General features: G+C 55.5%; 18 protein-coding genes. 2 read left to right on the top strand and 16 right to left on the bottom strand.

Translation table 11 applies throughout. The annotated features are described in order from the left end of the window. Positions 1-38 precede the first annotated feature (38 nt). From menE to HV229_RS08120, 8 genes are all read right to left on the bottom strand, one after another. Positions 39-1,463, bottom strand: a complete 1,425-nt coding sequence (gene menE, locus HV229_RS08155; RefSeq protein ID WP_181547242.1) for an o-succinylbenzoate--CoA ligase — start codon at positions 1,461-1,463, stop codon at positions 39-41. Next, positions 1,460-2,422 carry an o-succinylbenzoate synthase gene (gene menC, locus HV229_RS08150; protein ID WP_016153823.1) on the bottom strand — a complete coding sequence of 321 codons (963 nt, stop codon included), beginning with the start codon at positions 2,420-2,422 and terminating at the stop codon, positions 1,460-1,462. The genes menE and menC overlap by 4 nt, the downstream gene beginning before the upstream one ends. Then, complete coding sequence (gene menB, locus HV229_RS08145; RefSeq protein WP_003027671.1) at positions 2,422-3,279, bottom strand: 1,4-dihydroxy-2-naphthoyl-CoA synthase; 858 nt, start codon at positions 3,277-3,279, stop codon at positions 2,422-2,424. The genes menC and menB overlap by 1 nt, the downstream gene beginning before the upstream one ends. A 14-nt stretch (positions 3,280-3,293) precedes the next feature. Further along, positions 3,294-4,052 carry a 2-succinyl-6-hydroxy-2,4-cyclohexadiene-1-carboxylate synthase gene (menH, locus tag HV229_RS08140; protein WP_075847724.1) on the bottom strand — a complete coding sequence of 253 codons (759 nt, stop codon included), beginning with the start codon at positions 4,050-4,052 and terminating at the stop codon, positions 3,294-3,296. Beyond that, positions 4,049-5,719: a 2-succinyl-5-enolpyruvyl-6-hydroxy-3-cyclohexene-1-carboxylic-acid synthase gene (gene menD / locus HV229_RS08135; RefSeq protein ID WP_080858935.1), complete on the bottom strand. Its 1,671-nt coding sequence runs from the start codon at positions 5,717-5,719 to the stop codon at positions 4,049-4,051. The genes menH and menD overlap by 4 nt, the downstream gene beginning before the upstream one ends. Positions 5,720-5,803: 84 nt before the next feature. Next, complete coding sequence (gene menF / locus HV229_RS08130; RefSeq protein ID WP_181547240.1) at positions 5,804-7,102, bottom strand: isochorismate synthase MenF; 1,299 nt, start codon at positions 7,100-7,102, stop codon at positions 5,804-5,806. A gap of 104 nt (positions 7,103-7,206) precedes the next feature. Then, positions 7,207-7,512: a stress response protein ElaB gene (elaB, locus tag HV229_RS08125; RefSeq protein ID WP_003027683.1), complete on the bottom strand. Its 306-nt coding sequence runs from the start codon at positions 7,510-7,512 to the stop codon at positions 7,207-7,209. A 63-nt stretch (positions 7,513-7,575) separates the two neighbouring features. Continuing rightward, positions 7,576-8,037 carry a GNAT family N-acetyltransferase gene (locus HV229_RS08120; RefSeq protein WP_016153827.1) on the bottom strand — a complete coding sequence of 154 codons (462 nt, stop codon included), beginning with the start codon at positions 8,035-8,037 and terminating at the stop codon, positions 7,576-7,578. Between the two features lie 67 nt (positions 8,038-8,104). Between HV229_RS08120 and rbn the strand changes: the two genes are divergently transcribed. Together rbn and HV229_RS08110 are read left to right on the top strand one after the other, a co-directional pair. Next, positions 8,105-9,022: a ribonuclease BN gene (gene rbn / locus HV229_RS08115; protein WP_049042372.1), complete on the top strand. Its 918-nt coding sequence runs from the start codon at positions 8,105-8,107 to the stop codon at positions 9,020-9,022. 64 nt (positions 9,023-9,086) lie between these two features. Continuing rightward, complete coding sequence (locus tag HV229_RS08110) at positions 9,087-10,091, top strand: chemotaxis protein (protein ID WP_016157041.1); 1,005 nt, start codon at positions 9,087-9,089, stop codon at positions 10,089-10,091. Positions 10,092-10,183: 92 nt separating this feature from the next. On the opposite strand, the gene nuoN is transcribed toward HV229_RS08110, so the two are convergent. From nuoN to nuoG, 8 genes are all read right to left on the bottom strand, one after another. Further along, positions 10,184-11,641 carry an NADH-quinone oxidoreductase subunit NuoN gene (gene nuoN, locus HV229_RS08105; protein ID WP_016153830.1) on the bottom strand — a complete coding sequence of 486 codons (1,458 nt, stop codon included), beginning with the start codon at positions 11,639-11,641 and terminating at the stop codon, positions 10,184-10,186. Positions 11,642-11,647: 6 nt separating this feature from the next. Continuing rightward, the gene (gene nuoM, locus HV229_RS08100) at positions 11,648-13,177 is read right to left on the bottom strand and encodes an NADH-quinone oxidoreductase subunit M (RefSeq protein ID WP_016153831.1); all 1,530 of its coding nucleotides are present in this window, start codon (positions 13,175-13,177) and stop codon (positions 11,648-11,650) included. 76 nt (positions 13,178-13,253) lie between these two features. Further along, positions 13,254-15,095 carry an NADH-quinone oxidoreductase subunit L gene (gene nuoL / locus HV229_RS08095; RefSeq protein WP_016153832.1) on the bottom strand — a complete coding sequence of 614 codons (1,842 nt, stop codon included), beginning with the start codon at positions 15,093-15,095 and terminating at the stop codon, positions 13,254-13,256. Beyond that, positions 15,092-15,394: an NADH-quinone oxidoreductase subunit NuoK gene (gene nuoK / locus HV229_RS08090; RefSeq protein ID WP_006683663.1), complete on the bottom strand. Its 303-nt coding sequence runs from the start codon at positions 15,392-15,394 to the stop codon at positions 15,092-15,094. Before nuoK ends, nuoL begins: the two co-directional genes overlap by 4 nt. Further along, on the bottom strand, positions 15,391-15,945 hold the full coding sequence (gene nuoJ / locus HV229_RS08085; protein WP_016153833.1) for an NADH-quinone oxidoreductase subunit J: 555 nt from the start codon (positions 15,943-15,945) through the stop codon (positions 15,391-15,393). Before nuoJ ends, nuoK begins: the two co-directional genes overlap by 4 nt. An 11-nt stretch (positions 15,946-15,956) precedes the next feature. After that, positions 15,957-16,499: an NADH-quinone oxidoreductase subunit NuoI gene (gene nuoI / locus HV229_RS08080; protein WP_005129470.1), complete on the bottom strand. Its 543-nt coding sequence runs from the start codon at positions 16,497-16,499 to the stop codon at positions 15,957-15,959. Positions 16,500-16,513: 14 nt separating this feature from the next. Then, positions 16,514-17,491 carry an NADH-quinone oxidoreductase subunit NuoH gene (gene nuoH, locus HV229_RS08075; protein ID WP_016153834.1) on the bottom strand — a complete coding sequence of 326 codons (978 nt, stop codon included), beginning with the start codon at positions 17,489-17,491 and terminating at the stop codon, positions 16,514-16,516. Then, positions 17,488-20,214, bottom strand: coding sequence for an NADH-quinone oxidoreductase subunit NuoG (nuoG, locus tag HV229_RS08070; RefSeq protein WP_029139613.1), 2,727 nt, complete (start codon positions 20,212-20,214; stop codon positions 17,488-17,490). The genes nuoH and nuoG overlap by 4 nt, the downstream gene beginning before the upstream one ends. Positions 20,215-20,229: the final 15 nt, after the last annotated feature.

The raw sequence follows: 20,229 nt of genomic DNA, 5'->3' as shown, positions 1-20,229 counted from the left end.
TGACAATAGCGACGCAATGGCGAAAGTGAGAAATGTAATTACTGTTTGCTTAATTTTAACAATGAAGCACTTACCCAATCTGACAGCGCACGACGAGAGATTTTAATCCCTCCGGATTTTAGTTCGGGTGGCAATGTCAGCCAGCATACCGGTTGCTGAAAGCGGGCCAGCTTATCTTTCACCCACTCTGCCAGATTTGTGTCACCCGCATTGGTGTCATACTCAACAACCGCCACCGGGCGATGACCAAACTCTTTGTCTTCTATCGGCACAATGAAGGCTTGCAGAACATGCGGATGTGCAGCAATCACGCGTTCCACCTCTTCCGGCTGTATGCCTTCCCCGCCGCTAAAGAACAGATTGTCCATCCGACCGACAATGGTTAACTTGCCGTCCTTCAACACCCCGCGATCGCGGGTGGCAAACCAGCCTTCCGCGTTTACTAAAGGAATCAGCTGCCCGTTACGCCAGTAACCTTGCGCCATGCTGGCGGCACGCAGCCAGACTTCACCATCAACGATTCTGACTTCTCTGCCTGCCAGGGGTAACCCTACATCCGCCAGGCCATCCGCCTCTTTCGCACAGACTGTAGAAGCAAACTCCGTTAAACCGTAACCGCACCAGCAGCGAATCCTTTGCTCGCGCGCCTGTTCCGTCAATTCAACAGGAATTGCCGCGCCCCCCAGGAGCACGGCTTTGAGCGTTACCGCCGTTTTGTTGACCAGCAGGCGCCACAGCTGCGTGGGCACCAGCGAAGCATGAGTGCATCCAGCCAGCATTTGCTCCAACGGCTGCTTGTCGCGCACGGTCATTCGTGCCCCGGCAAACAACCAACGCCACAAAATACCCTGGCCGGAAACATGAAACAGCGGCAGCGAGAGCAGCCAGTCATCTTCAGCGTCAAACGGCATTAATGACAGCACGCCCTGCGCGCTTGCCAGATGAGCCTGACAGGTATGCACCGCTGCCTTTGGCAATCCGGTAGAACCTGAGGTTAACGTCATCGTACTCAAACGCTGGGGTAACCACGCGACGGCATGCTTGCCTGGCACTGCCTGCATCTGCAAAGGATGGAGTCCCGTGAGAACATTAGCGGTCTCCAGATCCATCGCAAAACGCAGCGTTAAGTCCGGGACCAGCGCGTCAAGCAGCGATTGAGGCAGCTGTGGGTTCACAGGTAAAACCCGCGCCCCACATTGCAGCAATGCCAGCCAGGCCAGCAAAGCACGCGGATGATTCCAGGCGCGAAGCAGGACGCCATCGCCCTCTTCCACACCCTGAGCGGCAAAACCGCTGGCCAGATGGTCAACGCGCGTGCAGAGCTCGCTCCAGCTTAATACTTCATCGTTGAGGCGTAGAGCAGGCACCTCTGCACGAACCTGTCGCCAGTGACGCCACGGCCAGTCATCGGGTTGTACCAGGCCCGATATGCTTACGCTATCGGGCATTTCCCGCTGGGTCATAGCAGGCGTTCCAGCGCATCAACATCGATACACGGCAATGCGCTACCCGGCCAGGTGCGTACCTGCTGGCACTGCATCAGGCTCAGGGTATCCAGCCCCGGAATGGTCTGCGGCGTCAGCCAGGCGGCAATTCGCGCCAGTTGGGTTAAGCCCAGGCTCGACTCGATCGACGAACTAATAACAGCGGTGAGACCAAGCGCATGCGCCGCTGCCACCTGTTCGCGCACTTTATCGAGACTGCCCGTCAGCGTAGGTTTGATAACCACTGCCTTGACGCCCTCTTCGGCTTCGAAGATGAAATCCGCTTCACGCAGGCTTTCATCCCAGGCAATGGCAATGCCGGTTTCACGCGCAAAAGCACGAGAGTCATCGCGGGTTTTGCATGGCTCTTCGAGAAAAGCGATGCGCCCGCGGTACTCTGGATTAACGTACTTCGCGAACTGCTGGGCTTTCAACGGCGTCCAGGCTCGGTTGGCGTCAAGTCGCAAATGCAGCTCCGGGATAGCCTCAAGCAGCAGGTTGGCGACCATACCGTCGCGAACCGCTTCATACAGTCCGACCTTGATCTTCGCTACTTTTTCACCCGGCATGTCCGCCAGTTGCAGTACCAGATCATCAGGATCGCCCGTACACAGCGGCGCTGCACGGTAGTCTGCGTCCTCTGGCAATACGCCAGCCAGTTCGGCCAGCGCACAGCTTGCGCCAAAGGCGACCGAAGGCAGCTGCGGTAAGGAAGAATCCCCCTGTAGCCAGCCGTTGACCCAGGCCAGCAGCTCGGTTTGCGCCTCTTCCCAGCTCTCCTGACTGAAGCCCGGCAGCGGGGAGATCTCTCCCCACCCTTCGCGCTCGCCGTCACAAAGGCGAACGTACAGCCCATCACGCGTTTTTAACCGCCTGTCGCGCAGAATCACCCCCGCGTCCATGGGGATCTGCCAGCGGTATACCTGCGCGCTACGCATTACGGATTCCGTTTAAATTTGCTGAAATCCGGCTGACGTTTCTGGTTAAAGGCGTTACGGCCTTCCTGACCTTCTTCCGTCATGTAGAACAGCATGGTGGCGTTACCCGCCAGTTCTTGCAGACCAGCCTGACCATCGCAGTCGGCGTTCAGTGCAGCTTTCAGGCAGCGCAACGCCATCGGGCTGTTTTGCAGCATTTCACGACACCAGCGTACGGTCTCTTTTTCCAGATCGGCCAGCGGAACCACGGTGTTTACCAGGCCCATATCCAGCGCTTGCTTCGCATCGTACTGACGGCACAGGAACCAGATTTCACGCGCTTTTTTCTGACCGACAATACGCGCCATGTAAGAGGCACCCCAACCGCCATCGAAGGAACCAACTTTCGGACCGGTCTGGCCGAAGATGGCGTTTTCAGCCGCAATGGTCAGGTCACACATCATGTGCAGCACATGGCCGCCGCCGATGGAAAAGCCTGCAACCATCGCCACTACCGGCTTCGGACAGGTACGAATCTGGCGCTGGAAGTCCAGTACGTTCAGGTGATGCACACCGGAATCATCCTGGTATCCGCCGTAGTCACCGCGCACTTTCTGATCGCCACCTGCGCAGAACGCTTTGTCGCCAGCACCGGTCAGAATAATCACGCCAATGTTGTCATCGTAGCGAGCATCCGCCAGCGCCTGGATCATCTCTTTCACGGTGACCGGACGGAAGGCATTGCGTACCTGCGGACGATTAATGGTGATTTTTGCGATACCGTCGGTGGATTTCTCGTAGAGAATGTCGGTGTAGCCTTCAGAGCAATCGTGCCATTCTACCGGTGCGTAAAGCATTGTTTCATCAGGATAGATCATAAAATGTCCTATAGTCAGCGATGCAGAATCTGAGCCAGACAGTCCACTACGCCAGCGGGATTGTCCCGATGCGCGTTGTGTCCGGCATTACGAATCACATGGCTTGGTACGGATATTTCCGCCGCCAGAGCGCGGAATTTATCGTCACGTTCACCACATAAATAATAAAACGGAAATGTGCGCGTAGTGAGTTGCGCACGTAAATCAGGTTGTACGGCTAGCGAGGTGGCATCCAGCATCGCTGCCAGCGTATGCCCGTTATTCTGGCTACGCAGTGCGACCAGCGCTTCCCTTTGCGCCGCATTCAGCGAGGAAAAAACCGGCTGTTGATACCAGTCAATAAACACCTCGCACAACGGCTCAGCGCGAAAACGCGCAGCCCAGCGACCATCAGAGAGACGACGCTGAACGCGCGCCTCCTCACTTTGCAAGCCTGGATGTCCACCTTCAACCACCAGACCGCACAGTCCTGGCATCTCCTGACAAGCCGCCATCATCGCGACTCTGCCGCCAAGAGAGTAGCCTACTAGCCAGTATTTAAGTATGTTGTAACTAAGCAACGTGTTACGCAGCAAAGCGCTTACGTCGTCGAATCCGCTCACGCTGATGTCAGCGGAGCCACCATGTCCCGGCAGGTCGATATACAGCCGCGAATAATTCTTAAACGCTTCGCCAACCGTCTGCCATTCCCGACAATCACCGGAAAAACCGTGCAGGAAAACCAGCCAGGGAAATCCCGTCTGGCCCACTTTCGCCTGCGCGTGCAGGATCATAGATGGCTTACCTGCGCCAGCAGTTGCTGCAGGGTTTGCGCCCCATCAGTTTCGTTTACCACCAGCTCAATCACCGTTGCCGCCGGAGTACGCCAGGCGTTAGTCAGCGCGCTCTCCAGTTGCTCCCAGTTTTCCGGGCGCTGGTATTTAAGGTTAAACATGGCGGCAGCATGCTCAAAATGCACGTTCTGCGGCATCAGGTAGAACCGTTCGCGTTCGCTTGCTGGCGTCGGCAACAGGGAAAAAATTTGCCCGCCGTTATTATTGACCACTATCAGGACAAACGGCGCGGAAACCTGGCGCAATAACGCCAGCGCATTGAGGTCATACAGCGCAGATAAATCGCCGACGATAGCCAGCGTCGATTTCGCGCTGGCGCGCTGTACGCCTGCTGCCGTTGACAGCAGGCCGTCAATGCCGCTCGCGCCACGGTTGCTATAGACCGGGTAACCCGCCGGAAGCTGCGACAGCGCATCAATCAGGCGCACCACCAGACTGTTGCCCACGAACAGTTGCCCCTGCTCCGGCAAGTATTCGCGGATACGGTGGGCTAATTGCGCTTCACCAAACGCGTCGCGACGGGCTTCTACCGCCTGCCAGGCCAGTTGCGCCAGGCGTGGGATCTCCACGCACCAGGGCTGACGTTTCTCCGCCGGATGCAACTCCAGCCAGTCGCTAACCGTCGCTACCAGTCTGCGCCCACGATGGTGAGCCGGATCGAGGCGGCCTTCGATATTATCGACAATCCAGTATTCCTGCGGATCGCAGCTGGCCTGCCATTGCAGGAGCCGTTTTCCGGTCAGGCTACTGCCAAGCTGCACCACAATCTGCGCCTGCTGTAATTCAGTGACCGCTTTCGCATTCCCCAGCCACAGGTCGGCGCACGGCAAAGGTTGTCCGGTTTGCGACAGAACATCGCCAATCAGCGGCCAGCCTAGCATCTGCGCCCACTGCGCAACCTTTTTGCCCTCTTCCGCGCTCATGCGGCCTGCAACAACAACGCCGCGTTTTTGTCGCCAGAAAAACCAGTCACGCTGTTTGTCGCTTTCCAGTCGACGCGCTTCACGCAGCCAGGGTTTATCATCCTGCCACCAGTCGCCAAGGCGCTGCTGCCAGTCAATCCCCGTTTCGTCCATGTCGCCATACAGCGGTTCCGCAAATGGGCAATTGATATGAACCGCCCCGCTATGCAGCGCAGCTAAGGCGTTATCAATGGTGGATACCAGCCAACTAGCCGGAATGTTCTGGGTCGGGCGCGGTAAAGAGAGCGTTTGCGATGGATGCGAGGCAAACATTCCGGCCTGACGAATCGCCTGGTTAGCGCCGCAGTCGATAAGCTCAGGAGGTCTGTCAGCCGTGAGTAGAATCAGCTTTTCACCGGTCAGGCCCGCTTCAATCAACGCGGGATACAAATTTGCCACCGCCGTACCGGACGTCACAATCACAGCGACAGGCTGCCGGCTGACTTTTGCCAGACCTAAGGCCAGATGCCCAAGGCCACGCTCATCAAAATGAGTATGGTGAATAAAAGCGGGGTTTTCCGCAGCCGCCAGAGTCAACGGTGTAGAACGAGAGCCAGGGGCAATGCAGACATGCCTGACGCCGTGGCGAGTGAGTGCTTCCAGAATGACCGCCGCCCAGCGTCGGTTAAATGCGCTTACTGACATGAGATTGTCCGGTATCAATATTGCGACACAGTATAAAGAATCGAATAAATGGATTTTTGATATGAGTCGGTAATATACAACTCATTACCCTTCCATCTGTAATAAAGTGCGCAGTCCTGCCGCTTTATTGTCTATTTCTTGCCATTCCTGTTCAGGATCTGAACCACGCACGATCCCTGCCCCGGCATACAGGCGTATCACATTTTCACTAATTTTCGCCGACCGTAATGACACGCAAAACTCGCTTTGGCGCAGAGAAAGGTAACCCGCAGAACCGGCATACCACTCGCGTTCAAACGGTTCATTTTGTTGGATAAATTCACGCGCCAGCTCACGCGGAATACCTGCGACTGCCGCCGTGGGCTGGAGCTGCATCAGACAAAGCGTATCATCAGCCTGATTCAGTTCCGTCCAGATACAGCGGCGCAGGTGCTGCACTTTGCGCAGTCTAAGCACCTGTGGCGGCAGCACATCAAGAGTTTGCGTACAGCCTTGCAGACGCTGGCAAATATCTTCGACCACCAGCATATTCTCGCGCTGGTTTTTATCATCTTTCATTAGCCATTCCCCCAACTGCCAGGCCCGATGATCCTCAGGGTGGTTGGCAACGGTTCCCGCCAGCGCCTCGGTGCGCAGCGCCGTGTCACGCCGCCGATACAGACGTTCAGGGGAAGAACCAAGAAACGCACACTTTGCGGAGAACGCCATAAAGAAATGGTAGCAGTTCAGGTTTAGACGACGACTGGAAGCCATCACGACCGCGGCGTTAACCGACTGAGAAAACTGTAAATCGGTCGCCCGCGCCAGCACGACCTTATCGAGCTGTTCCCTATTGATCGTTTGCGTGGCGAGCTTTATCAGGTCTATCCAGCCAGTTTTATCCGGCCAGTTCTGTTCTCCCGTCAAACGCAGACGCAATGCGGGCAGCGGCTTTACGTTGGCGAGCGATGAGATAAACGCCACCGCCTGCGCGGCGTCTTCACGCAGCGACACGTCGCTAAAAAGATGTAAGCGTAAGCTCGCCCCCCCCGCGCAACGTCGCCACTCCAGCCGTGGCAATAACAAATGGCCGCGCTGAGGCTCAAAGGCATTCAGGCCCCAGATACGCAGGTCAGGATTATCATTATGCTGATGTAAAAAATGCTGGGCTAATTCGAGCGAGGAAAATGTAGCAACAGCGCCCAATACGGCGGCTTCTTCATCGCCATTACGCTGTTGCCAGTAAAACTGGGGCCAGACAGGTTGACTGGCCAGCCATCCTAAAGCGTCAAACGCATCATTCAGTGGGAAAGGGATATCGTAAATACGAATTCCAGGTGCTGCTGGTATCTCTTGCGACAAATGACGCATCAGACTTTCCAGCGCAGTAGTGATTGAATGCACGCGGACCTCTCCCTGTTAAAAACCTCACATTATACGGGGTACTGAGCAGAAAAAGCAGTACCCCCAGTTAGGGAGTACGTACAAATGCGCTGACGGAATGGAATTTATCGCCGTGCTAACAATAATCCCATCACTAAACCGACCGTGGCGCCAACGCCGATTCCGCGCCAGGGTTTTTCATGCACATAATCATCCGCCCGGCAAACGGCTTTCTTCGCGCGGTAATAGTAGCTGTCAGAGGCGTGGCTGACGCGATTTCTCACCTCCTCTAACGCCCGCTCTGCCCGCGCTTTTAACTCAAGGTATTTTTGATCGGCTGGATCGCCGGAAGAACGCAGCACCTCCTCCAGCGTTTCACTCAATAATTCCAGATCGTCATCGATACGTGATTCATAAGAATGAAAAGACATTTTATTCTCCCTTTCTATTGACGTACCCGCTAACTATAGACAATCAGGCGTGTTTGCGCCTGTTTACGCCTGATGTGCTTCCCGCGCCATTCCGACGTGTGGAATACCGTCTTCGTCATAGATATCCGTGACCGGCACAAAGCCAAAGCGCGCATAGAATGACTGCAAATGTGCCTGCGCCCCCAGATACAGCGCCTTGTGCGGCCAATGCTGCGTACAGGAGGCCAGCGTCTGAGTCATTAGCTGTTGCCCCAATTTTTCACCCCGCAGCGCTTCGCTTACGATCACCCGCCCAATGACGACCGGCTCAAGCTCATCATCGCTTTTCAGAATCCTCGCATACGCCACCAGTTCATCGTTATGCCAACCCAGAATGTGCCGATTTTCACCACTCAGGTCATCACCATCCACATCCTGATACGGACACCGTTGCTCAACAACAAATACCGCACAGCGAAGCTCAAGAATGGCGTACAGCTGCTGTGTATTGAGCTTTGCATGGTGGAGATCTTGCCAGTGAATCATAGTCTGCCCCTTTGTTGTGATAACCTGAACACCCTGCCTTATTGATGGCGAAAAGTGTAACGCGAAGATGGAATTACTATTTTTAGGCACGTCTGCGGGAGTCCCCACGCGCTCACGCAATGTAACGGCAATTTTACTGAATCTGCAACACCCGACTCAGGCGGGGCTGTGGCTTTTCGATTGTGGTGAAGGAACGCAGCATCAGATGCTGACCACGCCATTTAACCCAGGAAAACTCGAACGTATTTTTATCAGCCATCTACACGGCGATCACCTGTTTGGTTTACCGGGGCTGCTGTGCAGTCGCTCAATGGCCGGGAACGTCCAGCCACTGACGCTTTACGGACCAAAGGGATTGCGAGAGTTTACCGAAACGGCTTTGCGTTTGAGCGGCTCCTGGACCGATTATCCGCTGGATATTGTCGAAATCACCGCGGGTGAAATTGTTGATGACGGCCTGCGTAAAGTAACGGCGTACCCGCTGGAGCATCCGCTGGAGTGCTACGGTTTTCGTGTTGAAGAACACGACAAACCGGGGGCACTTGACGCCAGCGCCTTGAAGGCGGCTGGTGTTAAAGCGGGCCCGTGGTTCCAGGATTTGAAAGCCGGGAAAACCATCGTGCTGGAGGATGGTCGAGCGATTAACGGTGCCGATTTTCTCGGCCCTGCCACCAGAGGAAAATCTGTGGCTATTTTCGGCGACACAGGACCTTGCGCGTCCGCCATTGAACTGGCACGCGGTGTGGATGTGATGGTACATGAAACCACACTGGACTCCTCAATGGAGGAAAAAGCCAACAGCCGCGGTCACAGCTCGACCCGACAAGCCGCCCAGCTGGCGCTTGAGGCCGGAGTGAGACGCCTGATCATGACCCACGTTAGCTCACGCTACGATGAAAAAGGCTGTCAGCGGTTACTCGAAGAGTGCAAAGCGATATTTCCAGACACTGAACTGGCTCACGATTTCGCCATTTTCACCGTTTAATGCTCCATTTTTCCGCCTCAGTGCCGATAACAGTGGAAAGGCTGGCTTTCACACTGAGGACAGGATGAACAATTTCCAGAAAGATATTGATGACAGGACAAACCTAACCCTGTCTAACCGTTTTGAACTGCTGCTGTTTCGCCTTGGCAAATCCGTCGAGGAGCAGAAATCAGAACTGTTTGGCATCAACGTATTCAAACTGCGTGAAATCGTACCGATGCCGACCTTTACGCGTCCCGCAGGTATGAAAGCCCCGTTGCTGGGTATGGTTAACATTCGCGATCAGGTGATCCCGGTGATTGATCTGCCTGCCGTCGCGGGCTGTAAGCCAGAGACCGGACTCAACATCCTGTTGATCACGGAATATGCCCGCAGCGTTCAGGCGTTTGCGGTGGAGTCGGTAGAAAACATTATGCGTCTGGACTGGCAACAGGTGCATACCGCCGAAAAAGCCGTCAATGGTCGCTACATTACCAGTATCGCCTGTCTGGACGACAACAAAGAGACTAACAATCTGGCGCTGGTGCTCGATGTCGAACAGATCCTGTACGATATTGTACCGTCGAACCACGACCTGCGCGCAACAGAGCTGAAAACCAATAAGTTCAACATTACGCCGGGTGCGGTGGCGATTGTGGCTGATGATTCCAAAGTGGCTCGCGCGATGCTGGAAAAAGGGCTTAACGCCATGGAGATCCCACACTTAATGCATGTGACGGGCCAGGATGCGTGGGAAAAGATACAACAGCTATCTGAAGAAGCAGAAGCGGAAGGTAAACCAATCAGCGAGAAGATTGCGCTGGTGCTCACCGATCTGGAAATGCCGGAGATGGACGGTTTTACGCTTACCCGTAAGATAAAAACCGACGAACGCCTGAAGAAGATCCCGGTCGTTATCCACTCCTCACTTTCCGGTAGCGCCAATGAAGATCACGTACGCCGAGTGAAAGCAGATGGTTACGTGGCCAAATTCGAAGTCAATGAGCTGTCTTCAGTAATTCAGGAAGTGATGGATCGCACAGCGAAAGGCATCAGCGGCCCGCTGGTGAGCCGTCAACTTTCGGCCTGACACCCCAGCAACTTGAAGTATGACGAGTATAGACAGGTAAAAAAAAGAGTCTGGACATTGTCCAGACTCTTTTTCGATCACAGCATGATGAATTACATCAGCGGAGCCGCTAACTGCACGATGCTGATCAACGGTTGCGGGTAGATACCCAGCACCAGTACCAGCAGGGCAGAAATCAGCACCACAATACCGCCCGCGCTGTACTGCCAGTTGGACGGCGCATCGCGATTCAGCTGCTGCGGTGCGCTCAGGTACAGGCTCACGGCAACGCGCAGGTAGTAGTACAAACCAATCGCGGAACCCACCACCACGGCGGCAACCAACCACCACAGATTAGCCTGCACACCCACCGCCAGTACGTAGAACTTACCGATAAAGCCCAGCGTCATCGGAATACCCGCCAGAGACAGCATCATCACCGTCATCACAGCCGCGAGGATCGGACGATGCCAGAACAGACCACGGTAGGAGAACAGAGAGTCTGCATCCGGACCGCGGTACGGGCTGGACATCAGGCTGACCACACCGAAAGCACCGAGGCTGCTGAACAGATAACCGGCCAGGTAAACGCCAACCGCTTCCATCGACATCTCGCCGCTCTGCAGGGCAATCAGCGCCACCAGCAGGTAACCGAGGTGAGAGATAGAAGAGTAACCAAGCAGACGTTTGATGTTGGTCTGGCTCAGCGCCATCAGGTTACCGAAGATAATGGAAGCAAAGGCAATCACACCCAGCACGATCCGTACCGCTTCGCTATCACCTACCGGTGCGTACAAGAACAGACGCATCACCACGCCGAAGATAGCGATTTTGCTCGCCGTCGCCAGGAAGGTGGAAACCGGAGCCGGAGCGCCCTGGTATACGTCTGGCGTCCACAGGTGGAATGGAACCAGTGAGAGTTTAAAGCCGAGGCCAACAATCATCAGACCGAAGCCCGCCAGCAGCAGCGGTTCTTGCAGCATACCGTCGCCGAGGCTCTTACCGAGCGCGACAAACGACAGGTTGCCAGACTGCGCGTACACCAGCGCCATACCAAACAGCAGGAAGGAAGACGCTGCGGCAGACAGAATGGTGTATTTGATACTGGCTTCCAGCGAACGCTTCTGACGGAACGCATAGCCAACCAGACCAAACAGCGGCAGAGAGATAAGCTCAATACCAAGGAACAGCGCCGCCAGATGGTTAGCGTTAGCCAGCAGAATACCGCCGAGCGCGGCAATCAGCACCAGCAGATAGAACTCTTCCCGGTTGTCGTCGTAGCCTTCCAGCCACGGGTAAGCGAAGGTACAGGTGGCAAGACTCGCCAGCAGCACCAGCCCGGTGTAGAGCATGGCGAAACCGTCAACCCGCATCAGCGGGGTGACGTCCATAGCGCCCGCCTGGCCAACAAACCAGAGCGAAACCAGTGCGGCGTTAAGCCCAATGACCGACAGCGTGGCATTGAGGAAGTGATTGCGTCGCCACGCAATGGAGAGCATCACAACCACCACCGTCAAGCCGACGATCAGCAGCGGTAGCAGCGCAATCAGGTGTTGTGGAGTTATTGTCATGGCGATTTACGGCCTTGTAGTAGTAACGGAATTAACAAACCACTGCTGGATGTTGCTCATCGCAGAATGCGAGGTATCCAGAATCGGCTGCGGATAGAAGCCAAGCAGTACCAGAAGCACGACCAGCAACAGGATGATAAACAGCTCACGCAGCGACATCCCTGGCAGTTCAACACTGGCAATCTGGCTCTTCGCCTTACCAAAGTAAGCGCGATGCAGCATCGCCAGCGAGTAAACAGAAGCAAACACCAGACCAAATGTCGAGATCACGGTAATAACCGGAACCACCTGGTAGCTGCCGAACAGAATCATAAATTCGCCAACGAAGTTACCTGTACCCGGCATACCCAGCGTACACACTGCAAAGAACATTGACAGCGCAGGCAACCATTTCATTTTGCCCCACAGGCCGCCCATCATACGCATATCACGCGTGTGCAGACGTTCGTACAGCTGACCACACAGGATGAACAGACCGGCTGCGGACAGGCCGTGCGCGATCATCTGAATCACCGCACCCTGGTATGCCAGCTGGCTGCCGGTGTAGATAGCAATCAGAACGAAGCCCATGTGGGATACGGAGGTGTAAGCAATCAGACGTTTGATGTCGTACTGATTAAAGGCCATCCACGCGCCGTAGAAGATGCCGATGACGCCAAGCCACATTGCGATAGGTGCAAACTCCGCTGACGCATTCGGGAACAGCGGCAGGGAGAAGCGCAGCAGACCGTAGGCTGCGGTTTTCAGCAAGATACCTGCCAGGTCAACGGAACCTGCGGTCGGTGCCTGGGAGTGAGCATCCGGCAACCAGCCGTGCAGCGGAACCACCGGCATTTTCACCGCGAAAGCGATGAAGAAGCCCAACATCAGCAGGTATTCCACGCCGTGGGACATCGGAGTATTCAGCAATTCTTCATAGTTGAAAGTCCACACGCCGGTCGCTTTGTAGTGCACAAACACCAGCGCCAGGATGGCAATCAACATCACCAGACCACTCGCCTGGGTATAAATGAAGAACTTGGTTGCTGCCGTGATACGCGTTTTACCGTCAGAGGCTTTATGCCCCCATAGCGCGATCAGGAAGTACATCGGCACCAGCATCATTTCCCAGAAGAAGAAGAACAGGAACATGTCGATGGCAAGGAACACGCCGATTACGCCGCCTAAGATCCACATCAGGTTCAGGTGGAAAAAGCCCTGGTATTTTTCGATTTCATTCCAGGAGCAAAGTACCGCCAGAACACCGAGCAGGCCGGTCAGCACCACCATCAGCAGCGACAGACCGTCGATAGCAAGATGAATCGAGATGCCAAAGCGTGGGATCCACGGCAGGACAAACTCAGACTGCCACTGCGGAATGCCAGTGGATTGCGTCAGTGAATAGCCGCCCTGCAACCAAAGTTGCAGGCCAAGCGCCAGCGTCAGTCCCATGGTAATCAGCGCGATCCAACGCGGCACCTTCACGCCAAAGCGTTCGGTCTGCCAGCACAGGAAGCCACCGATAAAGGGAATCAATATTAGCCAGGGTAGTAACATGGCGATTTTTATTCCTTTTTAAGGCCCCTAATAGAGGCCTGATTTTCAACGAATTTGGATAAAATTCACTTTACGATCAACGCAGTACCATCAACAGAGCCAGCACAACGACGGCACCGATGCTCATTGATGCTACATACCAACGCAGATAGCCGTTCTCGCTTAACAACAGGCCTTTACCTGCAAAGCGGGAAAGGATCGCCGGAATGTTCATCATTGCGTTCAGCGGATCGCGTTTCAGCAGCCATGCAACGCCCAGGAACGGCTTGACGAACACTTTGTCGTACAGCCAGTCGAAGCCCCAGGCGTTATACCACCAGGTACCCAGCAGACGGCCTGGCGCACTGTTGGCAATCGACGTCACCAGAGTACGTTTACCCAGCCACAGCCATGCTGCGATCAGAATGCCTGCAATCGCGACGATACCGGAGGTAATTTCCAGGGTCATCACGCGACCATGCTCAAGCTCGGTCGTCGCAGGCAGTACACCCTGCAGCGGTGGCACAATCAGTGCGCCAACGAAGGTGGACAGGATCATCAGCACAATCAGCGGTAGATGATGTGTAATCCCCTTCCCTGCGTGAGCGTGAATTTGCTCTTTACCGTGGAACACGATGAAAATCATACGGAAGGTGTACAGAGAGGTCATGAACGCACCGACCAGACCTGCAACCATCAGATTAATATGACCGTTCGCCATCGCACCGGCCAGAATCTCATCCTTACTGAAGAAGCCTGCGGTAATCAGCGGCAGAGCCGACAGCGCCGCGCCACCGATCAGGAAGCAGAGATACACCAGCGGAATAGACTTACGCAGGCCGCCCATCTTGAAGATGTTCTGTTCGTGGTGACAGGCCAGGATAACCGAGCCGGATGCCAGGAACAGCAGCGCTTTAAAGAAGGCGTGGGTCATCAGGTGGAAAATCGCCGCGTCCCACGCCTGAACCCCGAGAGCCAGGAACATATAACCAATCTGGCTCATGGTGGAGTACGCGAGAACGCGTTTAATGTCGGTCTGTACCAGCGCGGCAAAACCAGCCAGTACCAGAGTGATAGCCCCGATAATCCCCACCAGATGCAGGATTTCCGGCGTCATCAGGAACAGGCCGTGAGTACGTGCAATCAGGTAGACACCGGCGGTAACCATCGTCGCGGCGTGGATCAGCGCGGAGACAGGCGTCGGACCTGCCATCGCGTCAGCAAGCCATGTCTGCAACGGCAGCTGCGCGGATTTACCCACCGCACCGCCCAGCAGCATCAGGGTTGCCCACATCAGCATGTTGTTACCATCTGCAAAGTGAGCAGGTGCCAGTTCCACCATTTCGCGGAAGTTCAGCGTGCCCAGCTCGTTGTAGAGGATAAACAATGCGAAGGCGAGGAACACGTCACCCACACGGGTCACCACGAAGGCTTTCATTGCCGCAGCGCCATTCTTCGGATCGGTGTAATAGAAACCGATCAGCAGATAGGAGCACAGGCCCACGCCTTCCCAGCCGAGGTACATCAGCAGCAGGTTATCCGCCAGTACCAGAACCACCATGCTGGCGATAAACAGGTTGGTGTAGGCGAAGAAACGGGAGTATCCCTCTTCACCGCGCATATACCAGGAGGCGAACATGTGGATCAGGAAACCCACACCGGTCACCACACTGAGCATGGTCAGCGACAGGCCGTCCAGCACCAGATTAAAACCGATATTGAAGTCACCGACAGACATCCACGTCCACAGCGGCTGGCTGTAGGCCTGTTGACCATTAGCAAAGAAGTCAACGCCAACAAACGCGGTCACCAGCGCCGCCAGGCCAATCGACCCGACACCCACGGTCGCGGACAGATTTTCTGACCAACGACCGCGAGAGAACGCCAGTAATACAAAGCCAATAAATGGCAGAATAATGGTTAAGGCAAGCATGTTCATCCACGCATCTCACTTACTGAATCGATGTTCAGGTTCTGGCGACGGCGATGAAGTTGCAGCAACAGCGCAAGTCCAATGCTCGCTTCCGCAGCCGCAAGGCTGATGGCGAGAATATACATCACCTGACCATCGGTCTGGCCCCAGTAGCTTCCGGCGACCACGAAGGCCAGCGCGGAGGCGTTAATCATGATTTCCAGCCCGATCAGCATAAACAGCAGATTGCGGCGGATAACCAGACCGGTTAAGCCCAGTACGAATAAGACAGCCGCGAGGATCAGTCCATGTTGTAAGGGGATCATGCGTGCTCCTCCGTTTTTCTTTTCGCGCGGTCATCGGTGCGATTGCTCAGCACTTCACCAGAACGCTCTTCGCGCCCTACGTGGAAGGCTACAACCAGACCTGCCAGCAGCAGCATCGAAGCCAGCTCGACCGCCAGTACATACGGTCCGAACAGGGAAATACCGACAGCTTTCGCGCTAATTGGCGTCCCGTCGATGCCCTGATCGTTAACACCCAGAATGGCATAAACAATAACCGCCAGCATGATGGCCGACAGAATCGCCGGTCCAATCCACACCTGCGGTTTCAGCCACTGGCGTTCCTGTTCAATTTCAGAACCACCGAGGTTGAGCATCATGACCACGAACACGAACAACACCATGATGGCGCCCGCGTAGACGATTATTTCCAGCGCCCCCGCGAAGTAAGCACCTAACGAGAAGAACACCCCGGAAATCGCCAGCAGCGAAATAATCAGGTACAGCAGTGCGTGTACCGGATTGGTGTGGGTGATCACCCGCAAGGTTGCGAGAATGGCTATCAGGCCACAGATATAAAAAGCGAACTCCATTGCCCCTCTCCTTACGGTAACAGGCTCTTGACGTCGATAGGCTTGGCTTCGTTCTCTGCTTCGCCCTTATCTTTGCCGTCGATTGCCATACCTGCCATCCGGTAGAAGTTATATTCCGGGTATTTACCCGGACCGGAGATCAGCAGATCCTCTTTCTCGTAAACCAGGTCCTGGCGCTTGTACTCACCCAGCTCGAAATCTGGAGTCAGCTGAATAGCCGTTGTCGGACAGGCTTCTTCGCACAGGCCGCAGAAAATGCAGCGTGAGAAGTTAATGCGGAAAAACTCCGGATACCAGCGGCCGTCTTTGGTCTCTGCTTTTTGCAAAGAGATACAGCCTACCGGACACGCTACCGCACACAGGTTACAGGCAACGCAGCGCTCTTCGCCGTCCGGGTCACGGGTCAGAACGATACGACCACGAAAACGGGGCGGTAGATAGACCGGCTCTTCCGGGTACATCTGCGTTTCGCGTTTCGCGAACGCATGCAGGCCGATCATCCAGATACTGCGTACCTGGGTGCCGAAACCTACTAACAATTCTTTTAAGGTCATGGTCTTTGTGTCCCTTATTGCGCCTGCCAGAGAATGACAGCCGCCGTTACCAGCAAGTTGACGAGCGTCAGCGGCAGACAGACTTTCCAGCCGAAGGACATTACCTGGTCATAACGAGGACGCGGTAACGACGCACGAATCAAAATGAACATCATCATGAAGAACGCGGTTTTCAGCGCGAACCAGACGAATGGCGGTAAGAACGGACCATGCCAGCCACCGAAGAACAGGGTAACCATCAGTGCAGAAATGGTGACGATGCCGATGTACTCACCCACGAAGAACAGACCGAATTTCATACCGGAGTATTCAATGTGGTAACCGTCGGCCAGTTCCTGCTCGGCTTCTGGCTGGTCAAACGGGTGACGGTGACACACCGCCACGCCCGCGATGGCAAAGGTGACAAAACCAAAGAACTGCGGAATAACGTTCCAGATATCAGCCTGGTTGTTGACGATGTCGGTCATGTTAAATGAACCGGCCTGCGCCACCACGCCCATCAGGGAAAGTCCGAGGAATACTTCGTAGCTCAGCGTCTGCGCAGACGCACGCATCGCACCGAGCAGCGAGTATTTGTTGTTACTGGACCACCCTGCGAACAGCACCGCGTATACCGCGAGGCCTGCCATCATCAGGAAGAACAGGATCCCGATGTTCAGGTCAGCAACCACCCAGTTCGGGCTCACCGGCACGATGGCGAAAGCCAGCAGCAGCGAGGTGAAGGCGATCATCGGTGCCAGGGTAAAGATGACGCGATCCGAGAATTTCGGGATCCAGTCTTCTTTAAAGAACATCTTGATCATGTCCGCAACCAGCTGGAGCGAACCGCCCCAGCCAACACGGTTCGGTCCGTAACGGTTCTGGAACAGACCGAGCAGACGACGTTCGCCAAAGCTCATGAATGCCCCGCAGGTGACCACCACCAGCAGAATCACGACCGCTTTGAGAACGCTCAGCAGGATCTCAATCAGATCGGGTGTAATCCAACTCATTGTTGTGCCTCCTGCAGATCCTCAAGACGTGCACCAGCCAGAACCGGCGCGATGCCCGGCATACCCATTGGCAAACCAACCTGCCCTGCCGTTAATCCTTCAGCGATTTCAACCGGCAGCGTAACCGTGTTGCCATCGTAGCTAAAAGATACGCGCGTACCGGCATTAACACCCAACTTCGCGGCATCAGCCGGGTTGAGTTTGATGTACGGCTGCGGCATACGGGTCTGGAAGACAGGCGCACGCTGGGACATTTCGTCACTACCAAACAGATGATAGTAAGGCGCGACACGCCACTGACCATCCTGAGCCTGGAAGCTCGCCGGAACGGTTGTGAAGTAATCCAGACCACCCGCCGAAGCTTCGATCAGACGCACGCCCGGATCGCCATGACGCAGTTTACCGCCCACTTCATCCTGGAACTTGTTCCACGCCTGTGGGGAGTTCCAGCCCGGAGCCCAGGCAAACGGAATTTGTGAACGCGGCGCAGACGGTTGGTTGTTCCCTTCCATAGAGAAAGCGAACATGGTGTCTTTATCCTGCGGCTGGCGCGGTTCGTGGACGCTGATGTTGGCGCGCATTGCGGTACGGCCACTGTAGCGGTGCGGTTCACGTGCCAGTTTCTGTCCACGGATACGGAAGCTTGCATCCGGCGCGGCATCTTTAATACCCGCCAACTGCGGTAACTTCTCAACGACCGCGTCGATAACATGGTCGAGCTGCGTCCAATCCACTTCACGGCTCTGCACGGTACTGTGCAGCGAGTGCAGCCAGCGCCAGCTTTCCAGCATTACGGTGTTGCTGTCGTAGTAGGATGGGTCATAGACCTGGAAGAAACGCTGGGCGCGACCTTCGTTGTTAATTACCGTACCATCGCTTTCGGCGAAGCTAGCGGCGGAAAGCACCAGATGGGCGTTTTCCATAATAGCCGTGCGCTGATGGTCAACAACCAGTACCAGCGGCGCTTTCGCCAGCGCGGCGTTCACACGCGTTGCTGAAGCATGGCGATGCAGGTCATTTTCCAACACCACAACGGCGTCAGCACGACCTGTTTCCAGTTCGGTCAGCGCGTCGTCGAGGGAACCACCGCCAATCATACCCAGCCCCATACTGTTGACAGAGCGAGCAATCATGGTGATCCCGACGTCTGCGCCACGGCCTTTCAGCGCCTTCGCCACGTTGGCAGCAGCCTGAATCACGTCGGCGCTACCGGCGTTGGTACCGGAAATAATCAGTGGTTTCTTCGCCCCGGCCAGAGCCTGAACGATGACGTCAATTTTGTTCTGCAGGTCACGGTCGATACCGTCAACCGCCGGTGCGTTGTTATCCAGCGCATGGGCGATAGCGAAACCTAAACGCGCCTGATCTTCAACCGGCGCACGGTAGGTCCATGCCGCGATATCATCCAAACGGGTGTTATCGACGTTGGTAACGAACAGCGGGTGCTTGGCGCGCTGGCCGATGTTGAGGATTGCCGCAATCTGCCAGTCGGCCACTTTCTGCGCCGCCGCCATTTCACGCGCTTTACCTTTCACCGCCTGACGCACTGCCAGCGCAACGCGCGCGCCGGTTTGGGTGACATCTTCGCCCAGGACCAGAACCGCATCGTATGACTCGATTTCGCGCAGTGCCGGGGTATGAATACCGCCGTCACGCAGCACGCTCAGAGCCAGTTGCAGACGTTCCTGCTCGCCCTGGGCAATACCGGTATAGAAGTTATCCGCACCGACCAGTTCACGCAGCGCGAAGTTACTTTCAACGCTGGCACGCGGGGAGCCGATACCAATCACTTTCTTCGACTGACGCAGAATATCTGCCGCGCCCTGCATCGCCTGTTCGGCGTTCAGCGTGATCAGGTCATCGCCACGACGCTGTACCGGCTGACGCGGACGGTCTTTCAGGTTCACGTAACCATAGCCAAAACGACCACGGTCGCAGAGGAAGTAGTGGTTAACGGTACCGTTGTAGCGGTTTTCGATACGACGCAGTTCACCGTAGCGCTCGCCCGGGCTGATGTTACAACCGATAGAACACTGCTGGCAGATGCTCGGCGCAAACTGCATGTCCCATTTACGGTTATAACGCTCGGAGTGCGTTTTATCGGTGAAGACGCCGGTCGGGCAAATTTCCACCAGGTTACCGGAGAATTCGCTTTCGAGCGTACCGTCTTCCGGACGACCAAAGTAGACGTTGTCATGCGCGCCATAGACGCCCAGATCCGCGCCATCGGCGTAATCTTTGTAGTAACGTACGCAGCGATAGCAGGCGATGCAGCGGTTCATTTCGTGAGAGATGAACGGCCCCAGGTCCTGGTTGCGGTGAGTACGCTTCGTGAAGCGGTAGCGACGGAAGCTATGACCGGTCATGACGGTCATATCCTGAAGGTGGCAGTTACCGCCCTCTTCACAGACCGGACAGTCGTGCGGGTGGTTAGTCATCAACCACTCCACTACGCTTTCGCGAAACTGCTTCGCTTCTTCGTCATCAATTGAAATAAAGGTGCCTTCGGTGGCCGGTGTCATACAAGACATCACCAGGCGACCACGCGTGTCTTCCGCGTTTTGATATTGCTTCACCGCACACTGGCGGCAAGCACCGACGCTTCCCAGCGCCGGGTGCCAGCAAAAGTACGGAATATCAAGGCCGAGAGACAGACAAGCTTCCAGCAGGTTGTCCGCTCCGTTGACCTCATATTCTTTGCCGTCTACATGAATCGTAGCCATAGTCAGCATGCTTCC

Source organism: Citrobacter sp. RHBSTW-00524 (assembly GCF_013747755.1).
In the GTDB taxonomy this organism is placed as follows: Bacteria; Pseudomonadota; Gammaproteobacteria; order Enterobacterales; family Enterobacteriaceae; genus Citrobacter; species Citrobacter braakii.
Note: the sequence above shows the minus strand (reverse complement) of the source record. Positions and strands in the feature narration are given on the sequence as shown.

Excerpts from the sequence above, each read along its gene's own strand:
- menE (WP_181547242.1), bottom strand. The coding sequence starts at position 1,463 with ATGACCCAGCGGGAAATGCCCGATAGCGTAAGCATATCGGGCCTGGTA.
- menC (WP_016153823.1), bottom strand. The coding sequence starts at position 2,422 with ATGCGTAGCGCGCAGGTATACCGCTGGCAGATCCCCATGGACGCGGGG.
- menB (WP_003027671.1), bottom strand. The coding sequence starts at position 3,279 with ATGATCTATCCTGATGAAACAATGCTTTACGCACCGGTAGAATGGCAC.
- menH (WP_075847724.1), bottom strand. The coding sequence starts at position 4,052 with ATGATCCTGCACGCGCAGGCGAAAGTGGGCCAGACGGGATTTCCCTGG.
- menD (WP_080858935.1), bottom strand. The coding sequence starts at position 5,719 with ATGTCAGTAAGCGCATTTAACCGACGCTGGGCGGCGGTCATTCTGGAA.
- elaB (WP_003027683.1), bottom strand. The coding sequence starts at position 7,512 with ATGTCTTTTCATTCTTATGAATCACGTATCGATGACGATCTGGAATTA.
- HV229_RS08120 (WP_016153827.1), bottom strand. The coding sequence starts at position 8,037 with ATGATTCACTGGCAAGATCTCCACCATGCAAAGCTCAATACACAGCAG.
- rbn (WP_049042372.1), top strand. The coding sequence starts at position 8,105 with ATGGAATTACTATTTTTAGGCACGTCTGCGGGAGTCCCCACGCGCTCA.
- HV229_RS08110 (WP_016157041.1), top strand. The coding sequence starts at position 9,087 with ATGAACAATTTCCAGAAAGATATTGATGACAGGACAAACCTAACCCTG.
- nuoN (WP_016153830.1), bottom strand. The coding sequence starts at position 11,641 with ATGACAATAACTCCACAACACCTGATTGCGCTGCTACCGCTGCTGATC.
- nuoM (WP_016153831.1), bottom strand. The coding sequence starts at position 13,177 with ATGTTACTACCCTGGCTAATATTGATTCCCTTTATCGGTGGCTTCCTG.
- nuoL (WP_016153832.1), bottom strand. The coding sequence starts at position 15,095 with ATGAACATGCTTGCCTTAACCATTATTCTGCCATTTATTGGCTTTGTA.
- nuoK (WP_006683663.1), bottom strand. The coding sequence starts at position 15,394 with ATGATCCCCTTACAACATGGACTGATCCTCGCGGCTGTCTTATTCGTA.
- nuoJ (WP_016153833.1), bottom strand. The coding sequence starts at position 15,945 with ATGGAGTTCGCTTTTTATATCTGTGGCCTGATAGCCATTCTCGCAACC.
- nuoI (WP_005129470.1), bottom strand. The coding sequence starts at position 16,499 with ATGACCTTAAAAGAATTGTTAGTAGGTTTCGGCACCCAGGTACGCAGT.
- nuoH (WP_016153834.1), bottom strand. The coding sequence starts at position 17,491 with ATGAGTTGGATTACACCCGATCTGATTGAGATCCTGCTGAGCGTTCTC.
- nuoG (WP_029139613.1), bottom strand. The coding sequence starts at position 20,214 with ATGGCTACGATTCATGTAGACGGCAAAGAATATGAGGTCAACGGAGCG.